The 21523-nt window shown below is 69.0% G+C and carries 22 protein-coding genes; 5 read left to right on the forward strand and 17 right to left on the reverse strand.

The features are described 5' to 3' along the window. Positions 1-272: 272 nt before the first annotated feature. From F790_RS0104300 to F790_RS0104335, 8 genes are all read right to left on the reverse strand, one after another. A complete protein-coding gene (locus F790_RS0104300; protein WP_019590936.1) occupies positions 273-797 on the reverse strand; it encodes a DNA-deoxyinosine glycosylase in 525 nt (174 codons plus the stop codon). Between the two features lie 25 nt (positions 798-822). Beyond that, the gene (locus tag F790_RS0104305; protein ID WP_019590937.1) at positions 823-1299 is read right to left on the reverse strand and encodes a Fur family transcriptional regulator; all 477 of its coding nucleotides are present in this window, start codon (positions 1297-1299) and stop codon (positions 823-825) included. A 53-nt stretch (positions 1300-1352) separates the two neighbouring features. Continuing rightward, a complete protein-coding gene (locus tag F790_RS0104310; protein WP_019590938.1) occupies positions 1353-2654 on the reverse strand; it encodes a diguanylate cyclase in 1302 nt (433 codons plus the stop codon). After that, the gene (locus F790_RS0104315) at positions 2651-3118 is read right to left on the reverse strand and encodes a response regulator (RefSeq protein ID WP_019590939.1); all 468 of its coding nucleotides are present in this window, start codon (positions 3116-3118) and stop codon (positions 2651-2653) included. The genes F790_RS0104310 and F790_RS0104315 overlap by 4 nt, the downstream gene beginning before the upstream one ends. 94 nt (positions 3119-3212) lie before the next feature. Next, positions 3213-6974, reverse strand: coding sequence for a PAS domain S-box protein (locus tag F790_RS0104320; RefSeq protein WP_019590940.1), 3762 nt, complete (start codon positions 6972-6974; stop codon positions 3213-3215). Positions 6975-7067: 93 nt separating this feature from the next. Continuing rightward, positions 7068-8081: an alpha-L-glutamate ligase-like protein gene (locus tag F790_RS0104325; RefSeq protein ID WP_018869656.1), complete on the reverse strand. Its 1014-nt coding sequence runs from the start codon at positions 8079-8081 to the stop codon at positions 7068-7070. Beyond that, positions 8081-9616 (reverse strand): inactive transglutaminase family protein, encoded by a 1536-nt coding sequence (locus F790_RS0104330; RefSeq protein ID WP_019590941.1) that lies wholly within the window; start codon positions 9614-9616, stop codon positions 8081-8083. The genes F790_RS0104325 and F790_RS0104330 overlap by 1 nt, the downstream gene beginning before the upstream one ends. Continuing rightward, on the reverse strand, positions 9613-10164 hold the full coding sequence (locus F790_RS0104335; protein WP_019569445.1) for a RimK/LysX family protein: 552 nt from the start codon (positions 10162-10164) through the stop codon (positions 9613-9615). The genes F790_RS0104330 and F790_RS0104335 overlap by 4 nt, the downstream gene beginning before the upstream one ends. A 92-nt stretch (positions 10165-10256) precedes the next feature. Here F790_RS0104335 and ppsA point away from each other — a divergent pair, with 92 nt between their 5' ends. Continuing rightward, entirely contained in the window at positions 10257-12632 is a 2376-nt protein-coding gene (gene ppsA, locus F790_RS0104340; protein ID WP_019590942.1) for a phosphoenolpyruvate synthase, read from the forward strand. A gap of 5 nt (positions 12633-12637) precedes the next feature. Next, positions 12638-13483: a pyruvate, water dikinase regulatory protein gene (locus F790_RS0104345; protein WP_019590943.1), complete on the forward strand. Its 846-nt coding sequence runs from the start codon at positions 12638-12640 to the stop codon at positions 13481-13483. A gap of 7 nt (positions 13484-13490) precedes the next feature. On the opposite strand, the gene cysQ is transcribed toward F790_RS0104345, so the two are convergent. The 3 genes from cysQ to F790_RS0104360 are packed head-to-tail and all read right to left on the reverse strand — an operon-like array spanning position 13491 to position 15703. Next, complete coding sequence (cysQ, locus tag F790_RS0104350; RefSeq protein ID WP_019590944.1) at positions 13491-14342, reverse strand: 3'(2'),5'-bisphosphate nucleotidase CysQ; 852 nt, start codon at positions 14340-14342, stop codon at positions 13491-13493. After that, a complete protein-coding gene (gene nudE, locus F790_RS0104355; protein ID WP_019590945.1) occupies positions 14339-14890 on the reverse strand; it encodes an ADP compounds hydrolase NudE in 552 nt (183 codons plus the stop codon). Before nudE ends, cysQ begins: the two co-directional genes overlap by 4 nt. Positions 14891-14941: 51 nt before the next feature. After that, a complete protein-coding gene (locus F790_RS0104360; RefSeq protein ID WP_026332850.1) occupies positions 14942-15703 on the reverse strand; it encodes a hypothetical protein in 762 nt (253 codons plus the stop codon). A 31-nt stretch (positions 15704-15734) separates the two neighbouring features. On the opposite strand from F790_RS0104360, the gene F790_RS0104365 reads away from it, so the two are divergent. Continuing rightward, positions 15735-16439 carry an HAD family hydrolase gene (locus F790_RS0104365; RefSeq protein ID WP_019569448.1) on the forward strand — a complete coding sequence of 235 codons (705 nt, stop codon included), beginning with the start codon at positions 15735-15737 and terminating at the stop codon, positions 16437-16439. Here the strand turns inward: F790_RS0104365 and F790_RS0104370 are convergent. Both F790_RS0104370 and F790_RS0104375 read right to left on the reverse strand, forming a co-directional pair. After that, positions 16432-16683: a hypothetical protein gene (locus F790_RS0104370; RefSeq protein ID WP_018869665.1), complete on the reverse strand. Its 252-nt coding sequence runs from the start codon at positions 16681-16683 to the stop codon at positions 16432-16434. The two genes, F790_RS0104365 and F790_RS0104370, sit on opposite strands and share 8 nt — an antisense overlap. Continuing rightward, the gene (locus F790_RS0104375) at positions 16680-17321 is read right to left on the reverse strand and encodes a 7-cyano-7-deazaguanine synthase (protein ID WP_019569449.1); all 642 of its coding nucleotides are present in this window, start codon (positions 17319-17321) and stop codon (positions 16680-16682) included. The genes F790_RS0104370 and F790_RS0104375 overlap by 4 nt, the downstream gene beginning before the upstream one ends. Before the next feature lie 124 nt (positions 17322-17445). On the opposite strand from F790_RS0104375, the gene F790_RS0104380 reads away from it, so the two are divergent. Together F790_RS0104380 and F790_RS0104385 are read left to right on the forward strand one after the other, a co-directional pair. Beyond that, complete coding sequence (locus tag F790_RS0104380; RefSeq protein ID WP_018869667.1) at positions 17446-17940, forward strand: TerB family tellurite resistance protein; 495 nt, start codon at positions 17446-17448, stop codon at positions 17938-17940. 15 nt (positions 17941-17955) lie between these two features. After that, a complete protein-coding gene (locus F790_RS0104385; RefSeq protein ID WP_019589025.1) occupies positions 17956-18621 on the forward strand; it encodes a sulfite exporter TauE/SafE family protein in 666 nt (221 codons plus the stop codon). Positions 18622-18699: 78 nt separating this feature from the next. Here F790_RS0104385 and F790_RS0104390 read toward each other — a convergent pair whose 3' ends face one another. The 4 genes from F790_RS0104390 to F790_RS0104405 form a co-directional block, all read right to left on the reverse strand. Next, positions 18700-19152, reverse strand: coding sequence for a DUF4426 domain-containing protein (locus F790_RS0104390; RefSeq protein ID WP_026300892.1), 453 nt, complete (start codon positions 19150-19152; stop codon positions 18700-18702). Between the two features lie 113 nt (positions 19153-19265). Then, entirely contained in the window at positions 19266-19835 is a 570-nt protein-coding gene (locus tag F790_RS0104395; protein WP_018869670.1) for a YggT family protein, read from the reverse strand. 93 nt (positions 19836-19928) lie between these two features. Continuing rightward, complete coding sequence (gene proC / locus F790_RS0104400; RefSeq protein WP_018869671.1) at positions 19929-20750, reverse strand: pyrroline-5-carboxylate reductase; 822 nt, start codon at positions 20748-20750, stop codon at positions 19929-19931. Positions 20751-20776: 26 nt separating this feature from the next. Next, positions 20777-21484, reverse strand: coding sequence for a YggS family pyridoxal phosphate-dependent enzyme (locus F790_RS0104405; RefSeq protein WP_019590948.1), 708 nt, complete (start codon positions 21482-21484; stop codon positions 20777-20779). Positions 21485-21523 lie beyond the last annotated feature (39 nt).

Below are 21523 nucleotides of genomic sequence, written 5' to 3' on the forward strand. Positions count from 1 at the left end.
AACAATAGAGCCATACAAGGGGCCGTCACCCCGGTGGGGGCAATGCCGGGAGGGAGAACGGGAAAAAGGAGCCGCCCGTTACAGCGGGCGGCCAAGCGTAGCGGAGGTTGGAGAGACAGGGGAGCGAAGAGGCCCCGGTCCCGGCGACACGCCAGAGTCCGACAACAATCGCGCATCTAAGTGAGAATTATATGCATCCGCGTTTGGGTGTCAACGTGGCCGATTCCAATGGCGCGGTTCATCGACCCGATGGGGCGGCGGGTTGCCGGGGCTCAGGGCGCCGGGGCGCCCAGCCCGGCCTCGCGGAAGGCCTCGGCCCAGCGTTCAAGCTTGGCCTCGAGACCCAGTCGGGCATTGGCCGGGCTGGTGGAGGGGAGGCGCACCGCGGTCACGCCCAGCGCCCGGGTCTCGCGGATGCGGCGGGCGCTCTCCGCGCCGTTGTGGACGATCAGCCGCAGGCCGGGGGCCTCGCGTGTCAGCCGACCGAGATCGTTGGGCTGCGGGTTGCGGATGGCGCTGTCCAGACTGCCCTCGCGTGCGCAGGCGCCGTAGATGTCCCACAGCCCGACCCCGCAGTCGAGCAGCCGGGCGTAGCGCTCGGGCCAGGGCAGTTCCGGGAACGGCGGTCCGAGGATGCGCGCCATGATCGGCCAGAACTGGTTGCGCGGATGGGCGTAATAGGCGGCCGCCTCCAGCGAGGCGACCCCGGGGAAACTGCCCAGCACCACGGCCCGGGTATCCGCGCGCAGCACGGGCTCGAACGCCCGCAACTCCGGACTGGAAAGCGGCACGGTCATCCCCGGAGCACTTCGGGCCGAAAGGTCAGGTCGACTGACAGTCGCGGCACAGGCCGTGAAGTTCCACCGTGCGGGTTTCGATGGCGAAGCCGGTCTCGGCCGAGGCGGCCTCCAGGGCATGGCTGGCGGTGTCCGGGGTGTGGAACTCGATGATCTGGCCGCAGCCGTCGCAGATCATCAGCGCGGATTCGTGGCGTTCCCCGGGGTGGCTGCAGGCGACGAAGCCGTTAAGGCTTTCGATGCGGTGGATCAGGCCCTGCTCCAGCAGGAAGGCGAGGGTACGGTAGACCGTCGGCGGCTTGATGCTGCGGTCCTCGGACGACAGCGCGTGGATCAGGTCGTAGGCCTTGATCACGCCGTCGGTGCGCAGGATCTGTTCGAGGATGCGGCGGCGCTGCTCGGTCAGGCGCGCGCCGCGCCGGGTGCAGACCCGCTCGGCCTCGTCCAGGGCCTGCTGGATCGCGGCGTCGTCGGTGGTGTGCTGGCGGGTGGCCGTGGTCATGCCGCCAAGCTTAATCCATATGCACGCGCGGGGGCGAACACGGTCCGGACCGCTTACTGCAGCAGCGACAGCGGCGGGGCCTCGGCGTCGGCGTCTTCCCCGGGGGCGCGATGATGATAGACCACGCTGTTGCGGCCGACGTGCTTGGCATCATAGAGCGCGTTGTCCAGCCGCTTGAGCAGGGTATCGGCATCGTCGTCCGGGTGGATGACGGTGACCCCGAGGCTGACGGTCACGTGCCCCGCCCCCTCGAACGCTGTGGCGGCCACTTCGCGGCGCAGCCGCTCCGCCATCCGCCGGGCGCCGTCGGGGCCGGTTTCCGGCAGCAGCACGACGAACTCCTCGCCGCCCCAGCGGGCAAGGAAATCGGTCCGGCGCAGGGCGTCGGTCGTCCGGCGCGACAGCTCGACCAGTACGCGGTCGCCGGCGTCGTGGCCGCAGGTATCGTTGAGACGCTTGAAATGGTCGATGTCGAACAGGATGGCGCCCGCGTCGTTTCCGTAGCGCCGGGTGCGGGCGAGGGCGCGCTCCAGCTCGGCATCGAAACGCTGGCGGTTGAACAGGCCGGTCAGGCGGTCAGTCGTCGCCTCCCGTTCCAGTTCCGCCTCCAGGCGCTTCTGCTCCGAGATGTCGTGGAACACCGCAACGTAGTATTCGAGCTGGCCGGCCTCGTTGTGCACCGCGCTGATGGTCTCCCACTGGGGATACACCGTCCCGTCGCGCCGGCGGTTCCAGATTTCACCTTCCCATTGCCCGCGGGTCTGCAGCTCCTTCCACATGCGGTGGTAGAACTCCAGGTCCTGATGACCGGACTGCAGGATGCGCGGGTTTTCGCCCAGGACCTCCTCCTCGGCGTATCCGGTAATGCGGGTAAAGGCCGGGTTGGTGCGCAGGATCCGGCCGTCGGGGCCGGTGACCAGGATCGCCTGGGCGCTGTCGAAGGCGGCGGCCATCAGGCGCAGTTCGCGCTGGCTGCGGTAGCGCTCCATGGCATAGCGCAGGGCGCGCGACAGCAGGTCGGGCTGCAGCTCGTCCTTGGGCAGGAAATCCTGAGCCCCCAGACGGATCGCCCCGGTGCCGGTGCCGCGCTCCTGGTGGCCGGTCATGACCACCACCGGCACGCCGGCGCTCGCCTTCAGCAGCAGGCGCAGGGTGTCCAGGCCCTGGGAGTCGGGCAGTCCCAGGTCCAGCAGGGCAACGCTGAAGGGGCGCTCCTTCAGCAGCTGCAGGGCCTGATCCAGGCGGCCGGCGCGTTCCACCGTGTACCCCGGGTCGGCGACTTCCTCCAGCAGGTCCTCGACCAGGTCGGCGTCGGCCGGGTTGTCCTCGACCAGCAGGAGCCGATGCCGGGTCATGGGCACATCCGGGACGGGTCCGACGGGGGCAGGCCCGCGCGCGAAGGCAGGCAGACGGTGTCGATCCAGAAAACGCCCAGGTTACCGATCAGTTCGAGGAACTCGTCGAAATCCACCGGTTTGGTCAGGAACGCATTGGCCCGATGGGTGTACGAGTGCACGACGTCGTCCGGTGCCGAGGAGGTGGTCAGGACTACGATCGGCAGGGTCTGCAGCTGCGGATCGTTCTTGACGGCGGCCAGCACCTGACGGCCGTCCATGCGGGGCATGTTGAGATCCAGCAGCAGCAGGTCGGCCCGGGGTGCGTCGGCGTACGGACCTTCGCCGCGCAGATAGGCCATGGCCTCCACCCCGTCGCGTACCGGGCGCAGGTCGGCCGAGAATTGATGGTGCTCGAAGGCTTCCTGCAGGAGCTCGACGTCTTCCGGCGAGTCTTCGGCCAGGAGGATGGTGACGGGTTTCATCGGTTACGGTCCGGTGCTGGCAATTCTGAAGTTGACGGTAGTCTATCGATTGCCCTGTGGCCAATGCGATTGTCCCGTCGCTCCGCGCTGGAGTTCACTCGGGGGCAGCCGCACCCACTGGTTGCCGCGGGAGGGTGAAGCAGAACGTCGTGCCGTGCCCCTCGCCTTCGGACTCGGCCCGGATCTGCCCGCCGTGGCGCTCGACGATTCGCCGGGCGAGCGCCAGCCCGGCGCCGGTGCCCTCGTACTCGCCACGGCCATGCAGGCGCTGGAAGACCTGGAAGATGCGTCCGATCTGTTCCGGATCGATGCCGATGCCGTTATCGGTGACGCGGATCTCCCAGTGATCGCCCCGGTCCGTGCAGCCCACGTGGATCTCCGGGGTGGTTTCGGGGGCGCGGTACTTGATGGCGTTGGACAGCAGGTTCTGGAGCAGCCGCATCAGCTGGCCGGCGTCCCCCTGCACCGTGGGCAGCGCCTCGCGGGTGATGCGGGCCCCGCTGTCCGCAATCGCGGCCTGCAGGTTGTCGCTGGCGTCGTCCAGCGCGCGGTCCAGCGCCACCGGCGCGAAGGCCTCGCCCATGCGCTGAACACGGGAGTACTCCAGCAGGTCCTGGATCATCTGCCGCATGCGCGCGGCCGCGTCGGTGGCGGTGTCGATGTAGCGCCGGGCCTTGTCGTCCAGTGCCTCGGCATGGCGCCGCTCCAGCAGCCCGAGGTAGCTGTTGATGATGCGCAGCGGCTCCTGCAGGTCGTGCGAGACCGCGTAGGCGAACTGCTCCAGCTCGGCATTGGAGCGTTCCAGCTCCATCTCGATGCGCTTGCGCTCGGTGATGTCGCGGATGATCGTCGAGGTCTGGGCGATCGCACCATCCGCGTCGCGATGGATCAGCACCACCTGCGACGCCGGTCGTTCGCGGCCCTCGCCATCCAGCAGCGCGGTCTCGCCCTGCCACAGGCCGTGTTCCATCGCGGCCGGCAGGGCCTCCTCGCGGACGCGCTCCAGCGCCCAGGGCGGATGCACGCGCTCGATGGTGCCTTCCACGGTGTCCATCTCGCCCGGCAGCCCGGCGCGGTTCCAGCCGGTCTCGGGGTCCCAGTGGTCGGCGAGCTCGGGCTCCGGCAGGCCCATCAGCCGGCGGCCGGCGGCATTGAGGTAGAGCATCGCCCCGTCCGGGCCGTGCATCGAGACCACGTCCGGGGTGCTGTCGAGGATCGAGACCAGACGCCGCAGGCTGTCCTCCAGCTGGCGCTGTTCGGTGATGTCCTGCACCGTGCCCAGCATGCGGATCGGCTGGCCGGTGTCGTCGAACTCGGTGTGGCCGCGCTCGCGCACGGTACGGACCTCGCCGTCCGACCGGACCACGCGGTGCACGATGTCGTAGGGTTCGCCGGCGAACGAGGCCTCCAGCGCCGCCTGTACTGCCGCGCGGTCATGTGGATGGACCGTCTCCATGAAGGTCTCGTGGGTCACCGGGCCGTCTTCCGGCTGGCGGCCGAAGATGCGGTAGATCTCGTCCGACCAGCGGATCTCGTTCACGCGGAAATCCGAGACCCAGCTGCCCATGCGCGCGATCCGCTGCGCCTGGTTGAGCTCCGCCTCGCGCTGACGCAGCGCCTGCTCGGCCGCGACCCGGGTGGTGATGTCCACCAGCACCCCGTTCCAGACCGTGCTGCCGTCGTCCTGGCGTTCCGGGGTGGCCCGGCCGTCCAGCCATACCTCGCCCCGTTGCGGGTGTCGCACACGGAAGTGCTGCTGCCAGGGTTCGAGGGTCTCCCGCGAACGGACCGCGCTGGCGCGGAGCGCCTCCAGGTCCTCCGCGGGAATGCGCGAGAACAGACGTGCGGCATCCCCGGTAGCCTCCGAGGGCAGGAGGCCGGTGAGCTGCTCCAGGCCTTCGCCAAAATACGGGAATCCGGGGGTGCCGTCGGCATCCTCGCGGTATTGATACAGGGCGCCCGGCAGGTGACGGGCGATGGTGCGCAGGCGGGTTTCGCTCTCCACGCGGTCGCTGACGTCCTGGAATGCGCCCACCAGTTCCTTGACCCGACCCTGCCCGTCGCGCAGCGCGACCAGCTGGTCCTCGATGTGCATCCAGTGACCATCACCGTGGCGCTGGCGGTACTGGAGGCGACAGGTGCCACGCGCCCCCGCGGCCAGCCAGGCCCCCACGGCTTCAATGTTGGCGGCATGGTCATCGGGATGGATGTGGTGCTCCAGCCAGCGCGGGTTGCCGGTCACCTCCTCCGGCCGCCAGCCGATCACGGCCTCGGCGTTGTTACTGAGGTAGGTCATGGTGGCGAACCCGGCGGGATCCATGGTGTAGATCACCGCCGGACTGGTCTGCAGCAGGGTCTCCATGCGCTGGCGCGCGGCCTTGCGCTCGCTGATGTCCTGGAAGGACACCACCGCCCCGGTCGGTTCACCTTCTGAACCGTGCAGGGGGGCGGCGTAGACCAGCACCGGGAAGGCATGCCCGTCGGGGCGCCAGAAGACGTCCTCCCAGGCCTCCAGCGGCTTGCCGGTCTGCAGCACGCGGTAGATCGGGCAGTCTTCCAGCGGGTAGGGGCTGCCGTCGGCGTGGCTGTGACGGGAGGTCTCGTGGGATGCCAGACCCAGGGCATCGGCCTCCCGTTCGTATCCCAGCAGGCGGCAGGCCGCCGGGTTGAGGAAGGTGTAACGGCCTTCACGGTCCAGGCCGAACACCCCTTCGGCGAGGCTTTCCAGCAGCTGGTTGCGGAAGGCCTCGGCGGCGCGGATCGCAGAGATGTCGTGGAGGATGGTGGAGTAGCGATGCACCGCCCCCGTGTCGTCGCGATGCGCCACGATGGTCTGGGACACCGGGAGCGATTTGCCGTCCGCCGTGCGCAGTTCCGTCTCGCCCCGCCACACACCATCGCGTGCCGCGGTCGGCAGGGCCTCTTCCTTTACTCGCCGGCGTACGGGCTCGGGATGGAAATCGTCGATGGCGCGTTCGCCCGGCGTCGCCCGTCCGGTCAGGCCCAGGGCGCGGTCGAATGCAGGATTCTGGTACAGGATGCGGCCATCGGGGTCGGCCATGCCGATGAAATCGGGCGCGGCTTCCAGGATCTGCAGCAGCTCCCGTTGTTCGCGTTCGGCCCGATGGTGTTCGGTGACATCGTGGATGATGGAGTGCAGATAGCGCTTGCCGCGCAGCCACACCGGGCCGGAATAGACCTCCACGTCGCGGATCTCACCGCTCGCGACGCGGTGGCGAAAGCGGAAGTACAGCCGCTCCTCCTCAGCGGCCCGTTCCATCTCGGTCCGCACCTCCTCCGCGGAGAGGGTGTTGATCGCCTGGATGGGGCGGTTTTTCAGCTCTTCGATCGACCAGCCGTAGAAGGTTTCCGCGGCGGGATTGGCGTCGACGATGCGGCCGTCGTCCGGGTCGATCAGCAGCTTGACCGCGACATTGTTGGTGAACGTCTGCTGGTAGAAATGTTCGAGTTCGTCGCGCTCGGCCTCGCTGGCCTTGCGTGCGTCGATGTCGGTGGCGGTCAGGGCCAGGCGCGCGGCGCCATCGTCGGCGTCGGGCAGGCGGCTCAGCGCCAGTTCCACCCACAGCGGCGGGCCCTGCCGGGGGAGCAGGCGGCATTCGTCGCGCCACTCGCCGGTGTCGTCGTGAATGAGCGAATGGATCGCGGCTGCCACCCGGTCGGCCTCGGCGAAGGCCAACCACACCGTCAGCGTCTGCCCGACGAGGACGTCCGCTTCCCGGTCCAGCAGCCCGGACAGGCGCCGGTTGGCGGCGCGCAGACACCCGTCGGCGTCCACCACTGCCATGCCGACCGGGGCGTGTTCGAAGAAGGCGGAATGCGTGTTCTCGGGATCCATGGCGTGTTGCCCGCCGAAGATCGGGCGGCGGTCGGGAGACAGGGCCGCCAATTCTGCCACGCAGCGTCTGCCCGCACGAGGCGGGGGGCAGCGTCAGTCGGCGTGGCGTTCGTGCGGTACGGCGCCGAAGCCGGCGGGGCGGCAGCCGAAACGGGCGGCGGCCCAGGCCGCACGTGCCGCCTGGGGTTCTTCGGCGGTCTTGCGAATGTGTTCGTCGACCGCGCGCAGGCGGGGGCGAAGGCCTTCGCCATTGGCGATCTGGATCGCCAGCCCCGGCCGGGCGTTGAGCTCCAGAATCAGCGGGCCGTGGCGGCGGTCGATGACCACGTCGACGCCCAGATAGCCGAGGCCGCTGAGTTCGTAGCAGCCCGCGGCGAGTTCCATGAGTTTGTCCCACCCCGGGATCGCCAGGTCCACCAGGCTGGCCTCGGTGTCCGGGTGGACCCATACGGGCTGGTTGTGCTGCACGCCGCCCAGGGTGTGTCCGCTTGCGAGGTCGATGCCGGTGCCCACCGCCCCCTGGTGGAGGTTGGCCTTGCCGTCCGATTCCTGCGTCGGCAGGCGCAGCATGGCCATTACCGGGTATCCGCGATAGACCACCGTGCGGATGTCCGGAACGCCGGTATGGGTCACCTCGGCGAAGACCTCGGAGAACTCCACGCGTTCCTCGATCAGTGCCACGTCCGGACGCCCGCCGAGGCTGTACATCCCGGACAGGATCCCGGACACATGGTCCTGCAGCTCGCTGATCTCGAGCATGCGCCCGCCGGCCCGGCGGAGCCGCTCACCGCGCCAGCCGGAGATCACCATGATCCCGTCGCCGGCCGCGCCATGGGCCGGTTTGATGACGAAACCGTTCGCATATTCGCGCAGTTGCCGTTCCAGGCCGCGCAGCTGGTGGTGACTGTGAATGACACCGATGAGCTCCGGCACGGCCAGGCCGGCGGCGCTGGCCAGCTGCTTGGTCATCCGCTTGTCGTCCACGCGCGGATAGTGGCGCCGTGCGTTGTATTCGGCGATGTACAGGCCGTTGCGTGCATTCATGCCGAGGATGCCCTGCCGGCGCAGGGTCGACGGGCGCACGAAACGGGGCCACCAGCCGCCCATCAGTCGGGTTTCCTCAGGGCGTCCTGCATCTTCCCGAAGCGGAACAGCTCGGTCACGCGGTAGCCGGTGTAACGCCCGAGCAGCAGGGTCACGGCGAGGATGACCAGCAGGAGTTCGGGGAACACGAACAGCAGGTGCTCGAGCTGGCGACTGGCCATCAGGCCATAGGCCGCGGCCGCCACGATCAGGCTGCCGACCCCCTGGGAGATCGCGTCCGCCGGGCCGTGTTCCTCCCACACCACCGACATGCGCTCGATAGTCATCGCCAGGATCACCATCGGGAACAGCGACAGGGCCAGCGCGCGTTCCAGTCCCAGGTGGTGGGCCAGGATCGAGAGCGCCAGCATCAGCATGATCACCACGCTGACCACGGCGGCCAGGCGGGGTACCAGCAGGAGCCGCAGGTGTTCCAGGTAGAAACGCACCGCCAGTCCGAGCGAGACGATCAGGGTGAACAGGATGACTCCGGCCAGCAGCTGGGTCTCGCGAAAGGACAGGGCGATCAGCACCGGCATGAACGTGCCGAAGGTCTGGATGCCGATCACGTTGCGCAGCAGCACGATGATCATCGCTCCCAGGGGGACCATCAGCAGCACGCGATAGGTGTTCTGCGTGCCCAGCGGCAGTTCCAGCGGCGAGAAATCGAGGATGCGGGTGTCCAGGGTCTCCCCCAGACGCTGAGCGGTGCCCAGCGCGTCCTGCACGCTGCGGGTCACCGCGAAGCGAAGTTCTTCTCCGGTGCCGTTACGGACCTCGAGGATCGGCGCGTCGCCATGACTCCAGACCACCACGTCGTCGGGGTAGTCGATGTTGCCGTTCAGCGGATGCACCGGAACCCAGCGTTCGGTGTTGTGCACCTCCAGCCAGGTCTCCGGCTCGATATTGCGATGCCCGTCGCGCAGCGGGATGACCGTGACCGCGCGGGCGGGGATGCGGGCGACGGAGAGCAGGTCGATCAGGGTCTGCGTGCGCAGTTCGCGGTCGCCGTCATCCATCACGAACAGCGACGCGCTGCCGTCCGCTCCCGCGCCTCCCAGGTCCCGGACCAGCACCGTGGCAAAGCTCTGGATGCCGGAGGAGCGTTCGCGCACGCTCTGGATCAGGGCTTCGGCGGCCGAATCGAAGGGTTCGTCCCATTCGCGGGGTGCCACCGGTCCGGGGTACTCCGCATGGGGGCCGGCGCTGGCGTCGCGATAGAGCGTGGTGCGGTAATAGAGCGTCTGCTCTCCGCGCGGGTCGCGCGAGGTCCACTGCGCGACGCGGTCATCCGTGCCGTGCGAGGTGGTCAGGCCGTAGCCCCGGGATATGAAGTTCTCGTCCAGCCGGGCGAAGTTTGGGAGCCGTTCGGGGATGCGCAGCCGGACTTCGGCCGCCCCGCCGGTTGGCTGGAAGCGGATGCGCGATTCCACCACCCAGGTGTCGGCCGTCGCACCCGGCTGCAGGGGCATGTCGAGCAGGGTGGCCTTGTAGAGAAAGATGCCGAACCCCGCCCCCAGCAGGAGCAGGATCAGCAGGGGCAGATGGAACCGTTTCATTCGACGGCGTCAGTGCTGTCTTCGTCCGTCGGGCAGTCCGGTGGCAGCAGGTGTTCGTTGCCGGAGTCCACCAGGATGTGCCCGGCCATGTGGCTGCGGCCCACCAGCAGCTGGTAGGTGAGTTCCGTGCGGTCCACCAGGGTGGTGTCGGCTTCGATCTTCCGGTCGCCGAGGCACAGTTCGAGGCGCACGACGTGCCGTTCATCGAGTTCGCCGCTATGCTGACGGATGCGGGCACTGCGCTCGATCGGGCGTTCCAGGGTGATGCGTGCGTCCGCGTCCTCCGGATCGACGATCTCGAAACGGATCCACTTCTCGTCATCGCGCTCGAAGGTTTCCTGCTGCAGCGCGTTGAGGGACGAAGACGTGGCGCCGGTATCCAGGCGCGCTTCCAGGGTGATGTCCTCCTGGAGGATGCCGGCGTTCTCGACCGTGCCGAGGATGGTCAGGGAAGAGGGCGTTCCGGCGGTCGCGGGGAGCCACGCCACGGGCGCCAGCAGGGCCACAAAAACCGTGGCCGTTTTGAGTACACTGATGGGCAGATGCATACCGTCCGCAAGGGTGCAGGGAAGAGTCCTCGAGGATACGGTATGTCCGCCTGCGCCGCCCCGACCCGATTCACACAATCAAGGAGCCGGCCATGAGCTGGGTGATCGACCTCGCCGACCTGACCATGAACGATGTTGCCGAGACCGGTGGCAAGAACGCCTCGCTGGGCGAGCTGCTGGGGCAGCTGGGGGCCGCCGGGGTGCGGGTGCCGGGCGGTTTCGCCACCACTGCCTCGGCGTTTCGCACGTTCCTGGCGCGCGACGGGCTGGATGCCCGCATCCAGGAGCGGCTGGCCGGGCTGGACATCAACGACATCGAGGCCCTGCGCGCCGCCGGCCGCGAGGTGCGCGGCTGGATCGAGGCCTCCCCGCTGCCCGCGGAGCTGGAAGACGCGATCCGCGAGCATTACGCGAAGCTGGGCGAGGACGTGCCGGTGGCGGTGCGCTCGTCGGCCACTGCCGAGGATCTGCCCGAGGCTTCGTTCGCCGGGCAGCAGGAGACCTTTCTCAACGTGCGCGGCATCGAGGCCCTGCTGCAGCGGGTGCGCGAGTGCTTTGCCAGCCTGTACAACGACCGTGCCATCGCCTACCGCGTGCACAACGGCTTTGCCCACGACGAGGTGGCGCTGTCCGCCGGGGTACAGCGCATGGTGCGCTCGGACATCGGCGCCTCCGGGGTCATCTTTACCCTCGACACCGAAACCGGCTTCCGTGACGCGGTGTTCATCACCGGCGCCTGGGGCCTGGGCGAGACCGTGGTGCAGGGCTCGGTGAACCCCGACGAATATCAGGTGTACAAGCCGGCGCTGGCCGCCGGCAAGCGCGCGGTGATCGGGCGCACGCTGGGCACCAAGGCGATCCGCATGGTGCTCACCGAGGACGGCACGCAGACCGAGGATACCCCGGAGGAGCTGCGCCGGCGTTTCTGCCTGTCGGATGCCGACGCGGAGCAGCTGGGCCGTTTTGCGGTGGCGATCGAGCAGCACTACGGCCGGCCGATGGACATCGAGTGGGCGCAGGACGGCGAGACCGGCGAGCTGTTCATCGTGCAGGCGCGCCCGGAGACGGTGGAGAGCCGGGTGGAGGTCGGCGGTGGCGAGACCTACCGGCTGGGCGAGCATGACGTCGAGCCGCTGGTGACCGGGCGCGCGATCGGTTCGCGCATCGGCAGCGGCGTGGTGCGGGTGCTGGAGTCGCCCGACGAGATGCACCGCATGGAAGAGGGCGACATCCTGGTGGCGGACATGACCGACCCCGACTGGGAGCCGATCATGAAACGCGCCGCGGCCATCGTGACCAACCGCGGCGGGCGTACCTGCCACGCGGCGATCATCGCGCGCGAGATGGGCGTGCCGGCGGTGGTCGGCTGCGGCGATGCCACCGAAAAGCTGAGCGACGGCTTCGAGGCCACGGTGTCCTGCGCCGAGGGCGACGACGGTTACGTGTACCCGGGCCACATCCCCTTCGAGGTGGAGCAGGCCAGCCCGGAGGAGCTGCCGGAGCTGCCGCTCAAGCTGATGCTCAACGTCGCCAACCCCGGGCGCGCCTACGCCTTCTCGCAGCTGCCGCATGCGGGCATCGGCCTGGCGCGGCTGGAGTTCATCATCAACGGCACCATCGGCGTGCATCCGCTGGCACTGCTGGACTATGCCGAGGATCCGCAGCGCCTCGAGCCGGCGGTGCGCGAACGGATCGCCGAGCGCCTGCACGGCTTCGATGACGGCCCGCGCGAGTTCTTCGTGCGCAAGCTGTCGGAAGGCCTGGCGACCCTGGCGGCGGCCTTCGCGCCGGAGCCGGTGATCGTGCGGCTGTCGGACTTCAAGTCCAATGAATATGCCCACCTGATCGGCGGGGCCGGCCACGAGCCGGAGGAAGAGAACCCGATGCTGGGGTTCCGCGGCGCCTCGCGCTACCGCGCCTCGGTGTTCCGCCCGGCGTTCGCGATGGAATGCGAGGCGCTGCGCCGGGTACGCGACGAGATGGGCCTGGACAACGTGCAGATCATGGTGCCCTTCGTGCGCACCCTGAAGGAGGCCGACGACGTCCTGCAGGTGCTGGAGGAGGAAGGCCTGAAGCGCGGCGAGAACGGCCTGAAGGTCGTGATGATGTGCGAAATCCCGTCCAACGCCCTGCTGGCGGATGCCTTCCTCGAGCGTTTCGACGGGTTCTCCATCGGCTCCAACGACCTGACCCAGCTGACGCTGGGCGTGGACCGCGACTCCGGGCTGGTGGCGGACTCCTTTGACGAGCGCGACGAGGCCGTGAAGCAGCTGCTGGCGCTGGCCATCCAGGCGGCGCGGCGCAAGGGCAAGTACGTGGGGATCTGCGGCCAGGCGCCGTCGGACTACCCCGAGCTGGCCGGCTGGCTGATGGAACAGGGTATCGACTCGCTGTCGCTCAACCCGGATGCGCTGATCTCCACCTGGAAGAGCCTGGCGCAGCTGCGTCAGGCGGGCGGCCGGGGGTAACGGGCATGGCGGGCGGCGACCCGGCTGCTTCGGGCGAACCGCGCTGCCCGCAGGTGTACCTGGTATCCGACGGCACCGGGATCACTGCGGAAACCCTGGCGCGCTCGCTGTTCACCCAGTTCCCGGCGCTGGCGCCGGACTGGCACCGTCTTCCGTTCGTGCAGTCACCCGGGCGTCTGTCGTCGGCGTTCGCGCGCATCGAGCAGGGGCCGCAACCGGCGCTGGTGGTGGCGACCCTGGCCGATGGGCAGCTGCGGGCGCAGCTGGAGAACTGCCCGGTGCCGGTGATCGACGTGCTCGGGGAACATCTGGGACGCCTGGAGGCGATCCTGGGGGCGCAGGCCGAAGCGATGCCGGGGCGGGCCCACGGGCGCGGCGATGCCGAACGTTACGACCGCCGGATCGATGCCCTCAACTACACCCTGGCGCACGACGACGGCCTGGCCAGTACCGATCTGGCGGTGGCCGACGTGGTGCTGCTGGGGGCATCGCGGTCGGGCAAGACCCCCACCAGCCTGTATCTGGCGATGCACTACGGCCTGTTCGCGGCCAATTACCCGCTGGTGCCGGAGGACCTGGATCACGGGGGGACGCCGCACATGCCGCAGCCCCTGCGCGGGCTGGAAGGGCGCATGGTCGGGCTGACCATTCATCCGCAGCGTCTGGCCCAGATCCGCGAGGCGCGGCGCCCGGGCAGCCGTTACGCCAGTCTGGAGCAGTGCCGCTCCGAGACCCGCGCGATCGCGACCTTCCTTGAGGTCTGGGAGATCCCGCAGCTGGACGTGACCGAGCGCTCGGTGGAGGAGATCTCCACCCGGGTGCGCGACCTGCTGGACCCGCCGGCGCGCTGAGCGCGCTTTACGCGGCGTCGGGCAGTCCGAGGCGGGCGAGCCAGTCGGCGGGGTCGCCGTTGCAGACCAGGAATTCGGGGTTCAGCAGGCTGTCGCGGGTGTTGTAGCGCAGGTCGTTGCCGTCGAGGTCGGTGACGCGGCCGCCGGCCGCGCGCACCACGGCGTGGGCGGCGGCGGTATCCCACTCCGAGGTCGGTCCCAGGCGCGGGTAGATGTCGGCGCTGCCTTCGGCGACCAGGCACAGCTTCATCGAGCTGCCGAGGCTGACCAGCTCGTGCGGGCCGAGGCGTTCCAGTACCGCGTTCAGGCGTTCGGCGCCGTGCGAGCGGCTGCCGGCCACCCGGACCGTTTCTTCCGGGGAGCGCGGCCGGTCCACGCGGATGGGCGTCCGCGGCCCGTCGGCGTCACGGCGAAAGGCCTCGCCGTCGGCCTGTCCGGCGTACAGGCGCTGCAGCACCGGGCACCAGACCACGCCCAGCACCGGTTCGTGGTTGTGGATCAGCGCGATGTTGACGGTGAACTCGCCGCTGCGCTTGACGAACTCGCGGGTGCCGTCCAGCGGGTCGATCAGCCAGTAGGTGCCCCAGGTGCGGCGGGTCGCGAACGGGATGTCCTGGCCTTCCTCCGACAGCACCGGCCACTGCGGGGCGATCTCGCGCAGGCCGTCGCTGATCACCCGATGCGCGGCCAGGTCGGCCTCGGTCAGCGGCGAGCGGTCGTCCTTCTCGGTGACGGCAAAGCGGGTCTCGTAGACCTCGAGGATCGCCCGGCCGGCGTCCTCGGCCACGGCGCTGACTTCATTGAGCAGGGCGGACAGGGCCGCGTCTTCGGGCACGGCAACGGATGCATTGTCGGTCAAGATCGATTCCTCAGATGTTCGCGAATCATGTACAGGGCGGCGATGGAACGGGCTTCGGTGCAGTCCTCGCGCTGCACCAGTTCCTCCAGGGCATCCAGGGGCCAGGGTACGACCTCGATCGCTTCGGGTTCGTCACCTTCGGCACGCTGCTCGTAGAGATCCTCGGCCAGGACCAGGTGGGTCTGATGGCTCATGTAGCCGGGGGCCACGGTCAGACTGCCCATCGCCGTCAGCCGACGGCCGGCATAACCGACCTCCTCCATGATCTCGCGATTGGCCGCGGTGACGATCTCCTCCCCGTATTCCATGCGCCCCTTGGGCAGGCCGAGCTCGTAGCGGTGGGTCCCGGCCGCGTATTCGCGGATCAGGAGCACCTGGCCGTCGTCGCGGACCGGGGCGATGATCACGGCCCCGTTGCCGCGGCTGACCAGGCGCTCGAAACAGGCATGGGCCCCGTTGCTGAATTCCAGGTTAAGCTCCTCCACTTCGAACAGGCGGCTGCGGGCCACCGTGCGGCGTTCGTGGACGGCGGGCTTGTCGCGGCTCATTGCGGGTCCATTGGTCGGGGCATCCGGGGGCAGGCGCCCCCCGGACGCGGGTCACTCGTCGTGGCTCAGGCGGATCCGGGTCTCCAGCTCGCCTTCGAAGGTGGTGTCCAGGATCATGCCGTGTTCGAAACTCCGGACGTCCACACCGGGTTGCCGTTCGGGGGTGGTCTCTTCCAGTGCCAGGTCCAGATCGCCCCAGGACAGCGTCAGGGTGACGCGCATGGGAAAATAGCCATCCAGGAAACGGCGCATGAACGGGCCGTTCTCCAGCACGTACTCCCCGTTGCCCACATTTTCCACCACTCGCATCTCGGCCTCGACACACAGCTCCGAGGCCTCGGTGACGCCGATGACGACGACCCGGTCGTCCTCGGCCCAGGCATCTTCGACCTCGCCGGCGCTGGCCACCCGCAGGCCCCGGATGTTCGGCTCATTGTACACGATGGACATGCGGCTGATCTCGGCCAGGCCGCTATGGCACTGGCGCAGCCGCACCCATCCGTCGTTCAGGCTGTCTTCGTCGAGGGTCAGGTGGTTGTCGTGGTGATGCAGCGGTGTGTCGCGCTCTTCCGGCGGCTCGGCGTAGATCCGCAGTTCCGGGCTGGTGGTCTGGGCGTCCTCGGGATCCACCTGACCGGGGCCCGGGGGGCCGTCCTCCCACAGGCTGTCGTCCTCCAGCGGGTCGTAGTCCGGGTCATCCGGATCCATGGCCATGGCGGGTGCCGTCGCCAGGGCACCGCCCAGGGCCAGGATCAGCCCCGTCGCAATCGCGCCGGGTCCGCGTGCCGTTCGTGTTTCGGTTATTCTGTGCATCGTCAATCCCGTCGTTGCTTCCCCACATCCCATGGACTCGCAGACCCGCGCGAAAAATCCCGAGACGCCCGCCACGCCGGTGGACTGGTCGCGGGTGGATACCGTGCTGTTCGACATGGACGGCACGCTGCTGGACCTGCACTTCGACAACCGGTTCTGGGGGGAGCTGATCCCGCAGGAATACATGCGCTGCCAGCCCGATGACCCGGAATGCGCCCGGCGGCGGCTGGAAGACGAGATGCAGCGGGTGCGCGGGCGCCTGGAGTGGTACTGCGTCGACCACTGGACGCATTTCACCGGTCTCGATGTGCTCGCGCTCAAGCGCGAGCTGGCCCACCACGTCGCGATCAAGCCGCGCGCCGTCGAGGTCCTGGACCGGATCGCGGCCAGCGGGCGCGAGCGCGTGCTGGTGACCAACGCGCATCCCGAGGTGTATGCCTTCAAGCACCGCCTGACCGGGATCGGGGACCATCTCGACCGCATTGTCTCCGCCCATGACCTGTTCTGTGCCAAGGAGGACGCGACCTTCTGGGAGCGCCTGCAGGCGGTGGCACCCCACGACCCTGCGCGCACCCTGCTGGTCGACGACAACCTGCATGCGCTTGCCAGCGCGCACCGGGCGGGCATCGCCCAGCTGCGCGGCATGCGCTACCCGGACGAGAGCGGCACCCCGATGACAAGCGATGACCGGGTGCTGCTGGAGGACCTGTCGGATCTGCTGGACGGGCTCACTTGACCGGCGTGGGCATGTTGCGGATCCGGTCCAGGCGGATGTGCACGGTCTCGTCCTCGCAGGTGCCTTCCAGCCAGTGATGCCCGTGGTCGTCCGCGGTGACCTCGCGCGGGGTCACGCGGCCCATCCAGGCGCGCCCGGCATCGGGCCCGTCATCGGGTCCGGCCCAGTGCAGCTGCAGGGTCTCGCCGGTCAGGATGGCGATTTCCAGGCGTTCGAGGATGTGGCGCGGGGTTTCTTCGGTCATGGTGTCCGTGGTCCGGGTGGCTGGCGGTAGTCGGTCGGGTCGGGGACGCCGGCGGCGGTGAAGGCGGCCTGGCGGGCGTGGCACTGGGGGCAGCGGCCGCAATGGCGTTCCTGACCCAGCAGGCAGCTCCAGGTCAGGCCCCACGGCACCCCGTCCTCTGCGCCCCGACGGATGATATCGGCCTTGCCGAGTTCCTGCAGCGGGGCGGCCACCGACAGGCCGGGAACCAGCCGGGCGGCCAGCGAGCCGAAGTCCTGCAGGAAGGCCGCGCGGCTACCCGGACCGTGCCCGGCGTCCTCGCGGTTGAGCGCGAGCAGGATGCGTCCGGCCCCGTGGTGCTGGGCCAGGTTGACCGCCAGGGCCAGGATCAGCAGATTGCGCTGCGGCAGCGGGACATGCCCGACCCAGTCGGAACGCCGGGTGAACGCCTCGCGCAGGGCCCCGGTTTCCACGGTCTCCAGCCGCACGCCCTCGGCTTCGGCCAGGGCGCGCACGGCAGCCCGCTCACGCGCGGCATTGCGCTGGCCATAGTCGGCCCAGGCGGCGATGACGGGGCGGTTGTCGGCGCACCATCGGCGCAGCAGGGCGGCGCTTTCGATGCCGCCGGAGAGCAGGAGCAGGTCGGGTTCCGGGTTCATGGCTACAAATTATGGGCCGTGCGGGAACGCCGCCAGAGACCGGGCCGCGGCCGGGGTGGTCGCCGCGGAACCCGGGGGTATGGTCATGGCCCAACGATGGGTCTTCACCGGGAGCAGACAGACGATGATCGAGCAGTTGCGGGCGCGCTGGCAGCAGCTGATGCGCGCCGAACGCAGTGACAGCGAGACCGGCGACGAACAGGAACGGCTGCAGCGCGCGGCAGCGGCGTTGATGATGGAGGTGTGCCGCGCCGACTTCCAGCTCGTGGACGCGGAGCTGGAGACCGTGCGCGCCAACCTGATCGAGATGTTCGGACTGGACGACGAGGCGGCCGATGCGCTGCTGGACATCGCACGGGAAAAGAGCGATGCGCTGGTCTCCCTGCATCCGGTGGTGCGCGAGGTGAACGCTGCCTTCGATGCCGATCAGAAGGCGGCGATCATGAAGGCCCTGTGGCGCTCGGCGCTGGCCAACGACGAGCTGCACAAGCGCCAGGAGGCGGTGATCCGGCGGCTGGCGGACCTGCTGTACGTGCCGCACGCCACGTTCATCCGCACCAAGCTGGCGGTGCTGGAGGAGCGCGGCGAGGCACCGGAAGAACAGGGCGGCCGGGAATGACGGTCGCACGACATCATGGCTGATCCGGGTACGCTGCTGGCGGCCGCCGCGGTGGGCATCCTCGGCGGGGTGCACTGCCTCGGGATGTGCGGCGGGATCGTGGGGGCCATTTCCATGGGGCATGCCGGGCGCCGTGGCCCGGTGTGGCCGCTGCTGCTGGGTTACAACATCGGCCGCATGGCCAGCTATGTCATCGCCGGGGCGCTGGCGGGGTGGCTGGGTGCCACGCTGCTCGGGGGGCTGCCCGCGGGGCAGACCATCCTGCAGGTGGTGGCCGCGATCTTCCTGATACTGCTGGGACTCTACATTGCCGGGTGGTGGCCGGTGCTGGCGCGCCTGGAGCAGGTGGGCGGGGTGCTGTGGCGGCGCATCGAGCCGCTGGGTCGGCGCTTTCTGCCGGTGCGCAATCCGGGCCAGGCGCTGGTGGTTGGCGGATTGTGGGGCTGGCTGCCCTGCGGTCTGGTCTACAGCGTGCTGGCCTGGTCGCTGAGTGCCGGCGGCGCGCTGGAGGGCGCGGCGCTGATGGCGGCCTTCGCGCTGGGGACGCTGCCCAACCTGTTGCTGATGGGGGTGTTCGCGGCGAAGCTGGCGGGTTTCGTGCGCAAGCCCCGGGTGCGCCAGTTCGCGGGCGCGGCGATCGTCCTCTATGGCGCGGGGATGCTGGTGGCGCTGTTGCTGTAGCTGTAGCGGCGGGCGCGGGTCGAAGCCGGGGCGGAGACCGCCCCGGCGGCAGGCGGGATGGCCGGGGTCGAGGCCGCGTCAGTCGACGTAGAACTTCTGCTCGAACTCGATCGGCAGGACCACGTCCGACCCCGCCGGCGTGATCTCCAGATTGAAGGTCATTTCTTCGCCCGCGCGCACCGTCATTTCCGAGAGGTGGTAGATCGCGTCGCCGTCCTCGATCTCGCGAAAGCGCAGGCTGCGCGACTGCTGGTTCATGTTGACCGCGTTGCCGCTGACATCGGCGGAAACGGCCTGCAGACCGTCATCGGTGCGTTCCATGACGGTGACGTTGATCATTGCACGGTTGCTGCTGCGACGGACGTCATAGGCACGCGCAACTTCGGGCGACAGGAAGGTGGTGTTGATGACGTTGTAATAGACCACGTGATCGTCGAACCCGGTCTCGTTCGCGTTCGCCACCGAACTGCCGAGGGCGAGGGCGGCCACGATCGAGACGACGCCACCGAGAACACGCTGCACTCTTGTCATATCGGACTCCTCATTCGCTTGAACCATGCCCCGGGATCCATACCGGAGCCGGGCGGCGGGTTCCGCCCCTGATTCCAGTCTAGTCCGTCTGACGTGATTTGCGCAGCCGGATCTCAGAAGATGCCGCGTACGATGATGGTCAGGATATACAGCCCGACCAGTGCGATCATCGGCGAGAAGTCGATGGCCCCGGTGGACGGGAGCATGCGCCGCAGCGGGCCCAGGATCGGGCGGTTCACGTCGGCCGCCAGCCGCGCGATGGGGTTGTAGCCGCCCCCGCCGCCGGCCTGTACCCAGCTCATCACGACTTCGACGATCAGGGCGATGATGAACACCCAGATCGCGGTGATCAGGAGTTCGCGGACAGCCACCAGCAGCAGGACCACCGGGTCGGCTTGCATGCCCAGTACGGCGACGCGCAGCCACAGTTCCAGGAATTTGAGGACGACCATCAACACGATGGCTGCCGTGTCGACGCGCCCGATGGAGGGGATGATCGGCCGCAGCAGGTTCAGCGGCGGCGTGGTCAGCATCAGGATGGTCTGCGAGATCGGGTTGCGGTAGTCGGCCCGCACCAGCCCGAAGATGACCCGCAGCATCAGCAGGATGATGGCGATGCCGAAGGCAACGCCGATGAGGAAGTTAAGGATCTCCTGGCCGGTGGTCATGGCTCCGGGGTTCATGCTGGCTCCTGGCGGTCTGCGCGGCGCGAATGAAGACGCGTATTTTCCTCCAGGGTTGTCGGGAAGCCAAGGGACATGGCCGGGGCGATCCCGTCAGCCCCGGCCGAGTTCCTCGCTGCGCGCCGCCGCCGCCTGCATGGCACGCTTCATGAGGCCGCGCAGATCGCCTTGCTCGAGCGCGTTGACGGCCTGTTCGGTGGTGCCCCCGGGCGAGGTGACGCGCCGGCGCAGCTCCGCGGCATCCTCGGGGCTGTTGGCCGCCAGCCGGGTGGCCCCGGCCAGGGTGCCCAGGGTCAGTTCGCGCGCCGTCTCCGCCGGCAGCCCCAGTTCTTCGGCGGCGGCCTGCATGGCCTCGATGATCAGGAAGACATAGGCCGGACCGCTGCCGGAAGTCGCGGTCACGGCGTGCATCAGTTCTTCGTCTTCCACCCACAGGGCGCGGCCGACGGCCTCCATCAGGGCCGTTGCAGCCCGGCGGTCTTCCTCGCCCACGCCGGGCCCGGCGAACAGGCCGGTGACACCGGCGCCAACCAGCGCGGGCGTGTTGGGCATGGCCCGTACGATGCGCGCCTGCGGTCCCAGCCATTCGCCCAGCCGGGCGGTGGTGACCCCGGCGGCCACGGAGACCACCAGCGGGTCGCCGCTGGCTACTGCGTCGCGCAGCGTCGGCGCGACCTCGGGCAGGGTCTGCGGCTTGACCGCCAGCACCAGGATGGCGCTGTCGCCGGCGAGTTCTTCCGCCGCGCCGGCCCCCAGCCCGGGAAAACGCTGCTGCAGGGCGTCGATGCGCTCGGGACGGCTGTCGGCGATGGCCAGGCTGGACGGTTCACGGCCGCTGTCGACCAGCCCCTGGATCAGGGCCTCGCCCATATTGCCGGCACCGATGAAGGCGACTGCGCGGGAATGCGTGGACATGCGGGCTCCGGGCTCGGGTGGTGGATTCAGGCGGGTGGTGTCGGGCGCGGGCCGAACAGGTCGGTACCGATGCGGACCAGAGTGGCCCCCTCGAGGATGGCGGCCTCCAGGTCGCCCGACATCCCCATGGACAGGGTATCGAGTTCGTGGCCGCGACGGCAGAGGTCGTCGCGCAATTCGCGCAGGCGGGCGAACGGGATGCGCTGGCGTTCCGGGTCGGTTTCGGCCGCCGGCAGGGTCATCAGGCCGCGCAGATGCAGGTGCGGCAGGGCGGCGATCGCGTCCGCCAGCGCCGCGAGTGCGTCCGGCTCCACGCCCGCCTTCTGCCGTTCGCCGGAGACATTGACCTGGATGCAGACCTGCAGTGGACCGAGGTGTTCGGGACGCTGCTCGCTCAGGCGTCGCGCGATCTTCTCGCGTTCCAGGGTGTGGACCCAGGCGGCGCGTTCGGCCACCGCGCGGGTCTTGTTGCTCTGCAGCGGGCCGATGAAGTGCCATTCGATCCCGGCCGGTTCCGGGGGAGCCTCCAGGGCGTCGTGCTTCTCGATGAACTCCTGCACGTAGTTCTCCCCGAAAGCCGTCTGGCCGAGGCGGTGCAGGGCCCGGATTTCCGCGACATCGCGGGTCTTGGAGACCGCCAGCAGGTGGACGGAATCCCGCGGACGGCCGGCATGGTGGCAGGCCTGCGTGATGCGGGCGTGAACTCGTTCGAGGGCGGCTTCTGGCGTGGTCATTGGCCTATGATATAGTCCTGAAGACATGATCAGAAGTGG

Source organism: Thioalkalivibrio sp. ALE20, from assembly GCF_000381405.1.
GTDB lineage: Bacteria > Pseudomonadota > Gammaproteobacteria > Ectothiorhodospirales > Ectothiorhodospiraceae > Thioalkalivibrio.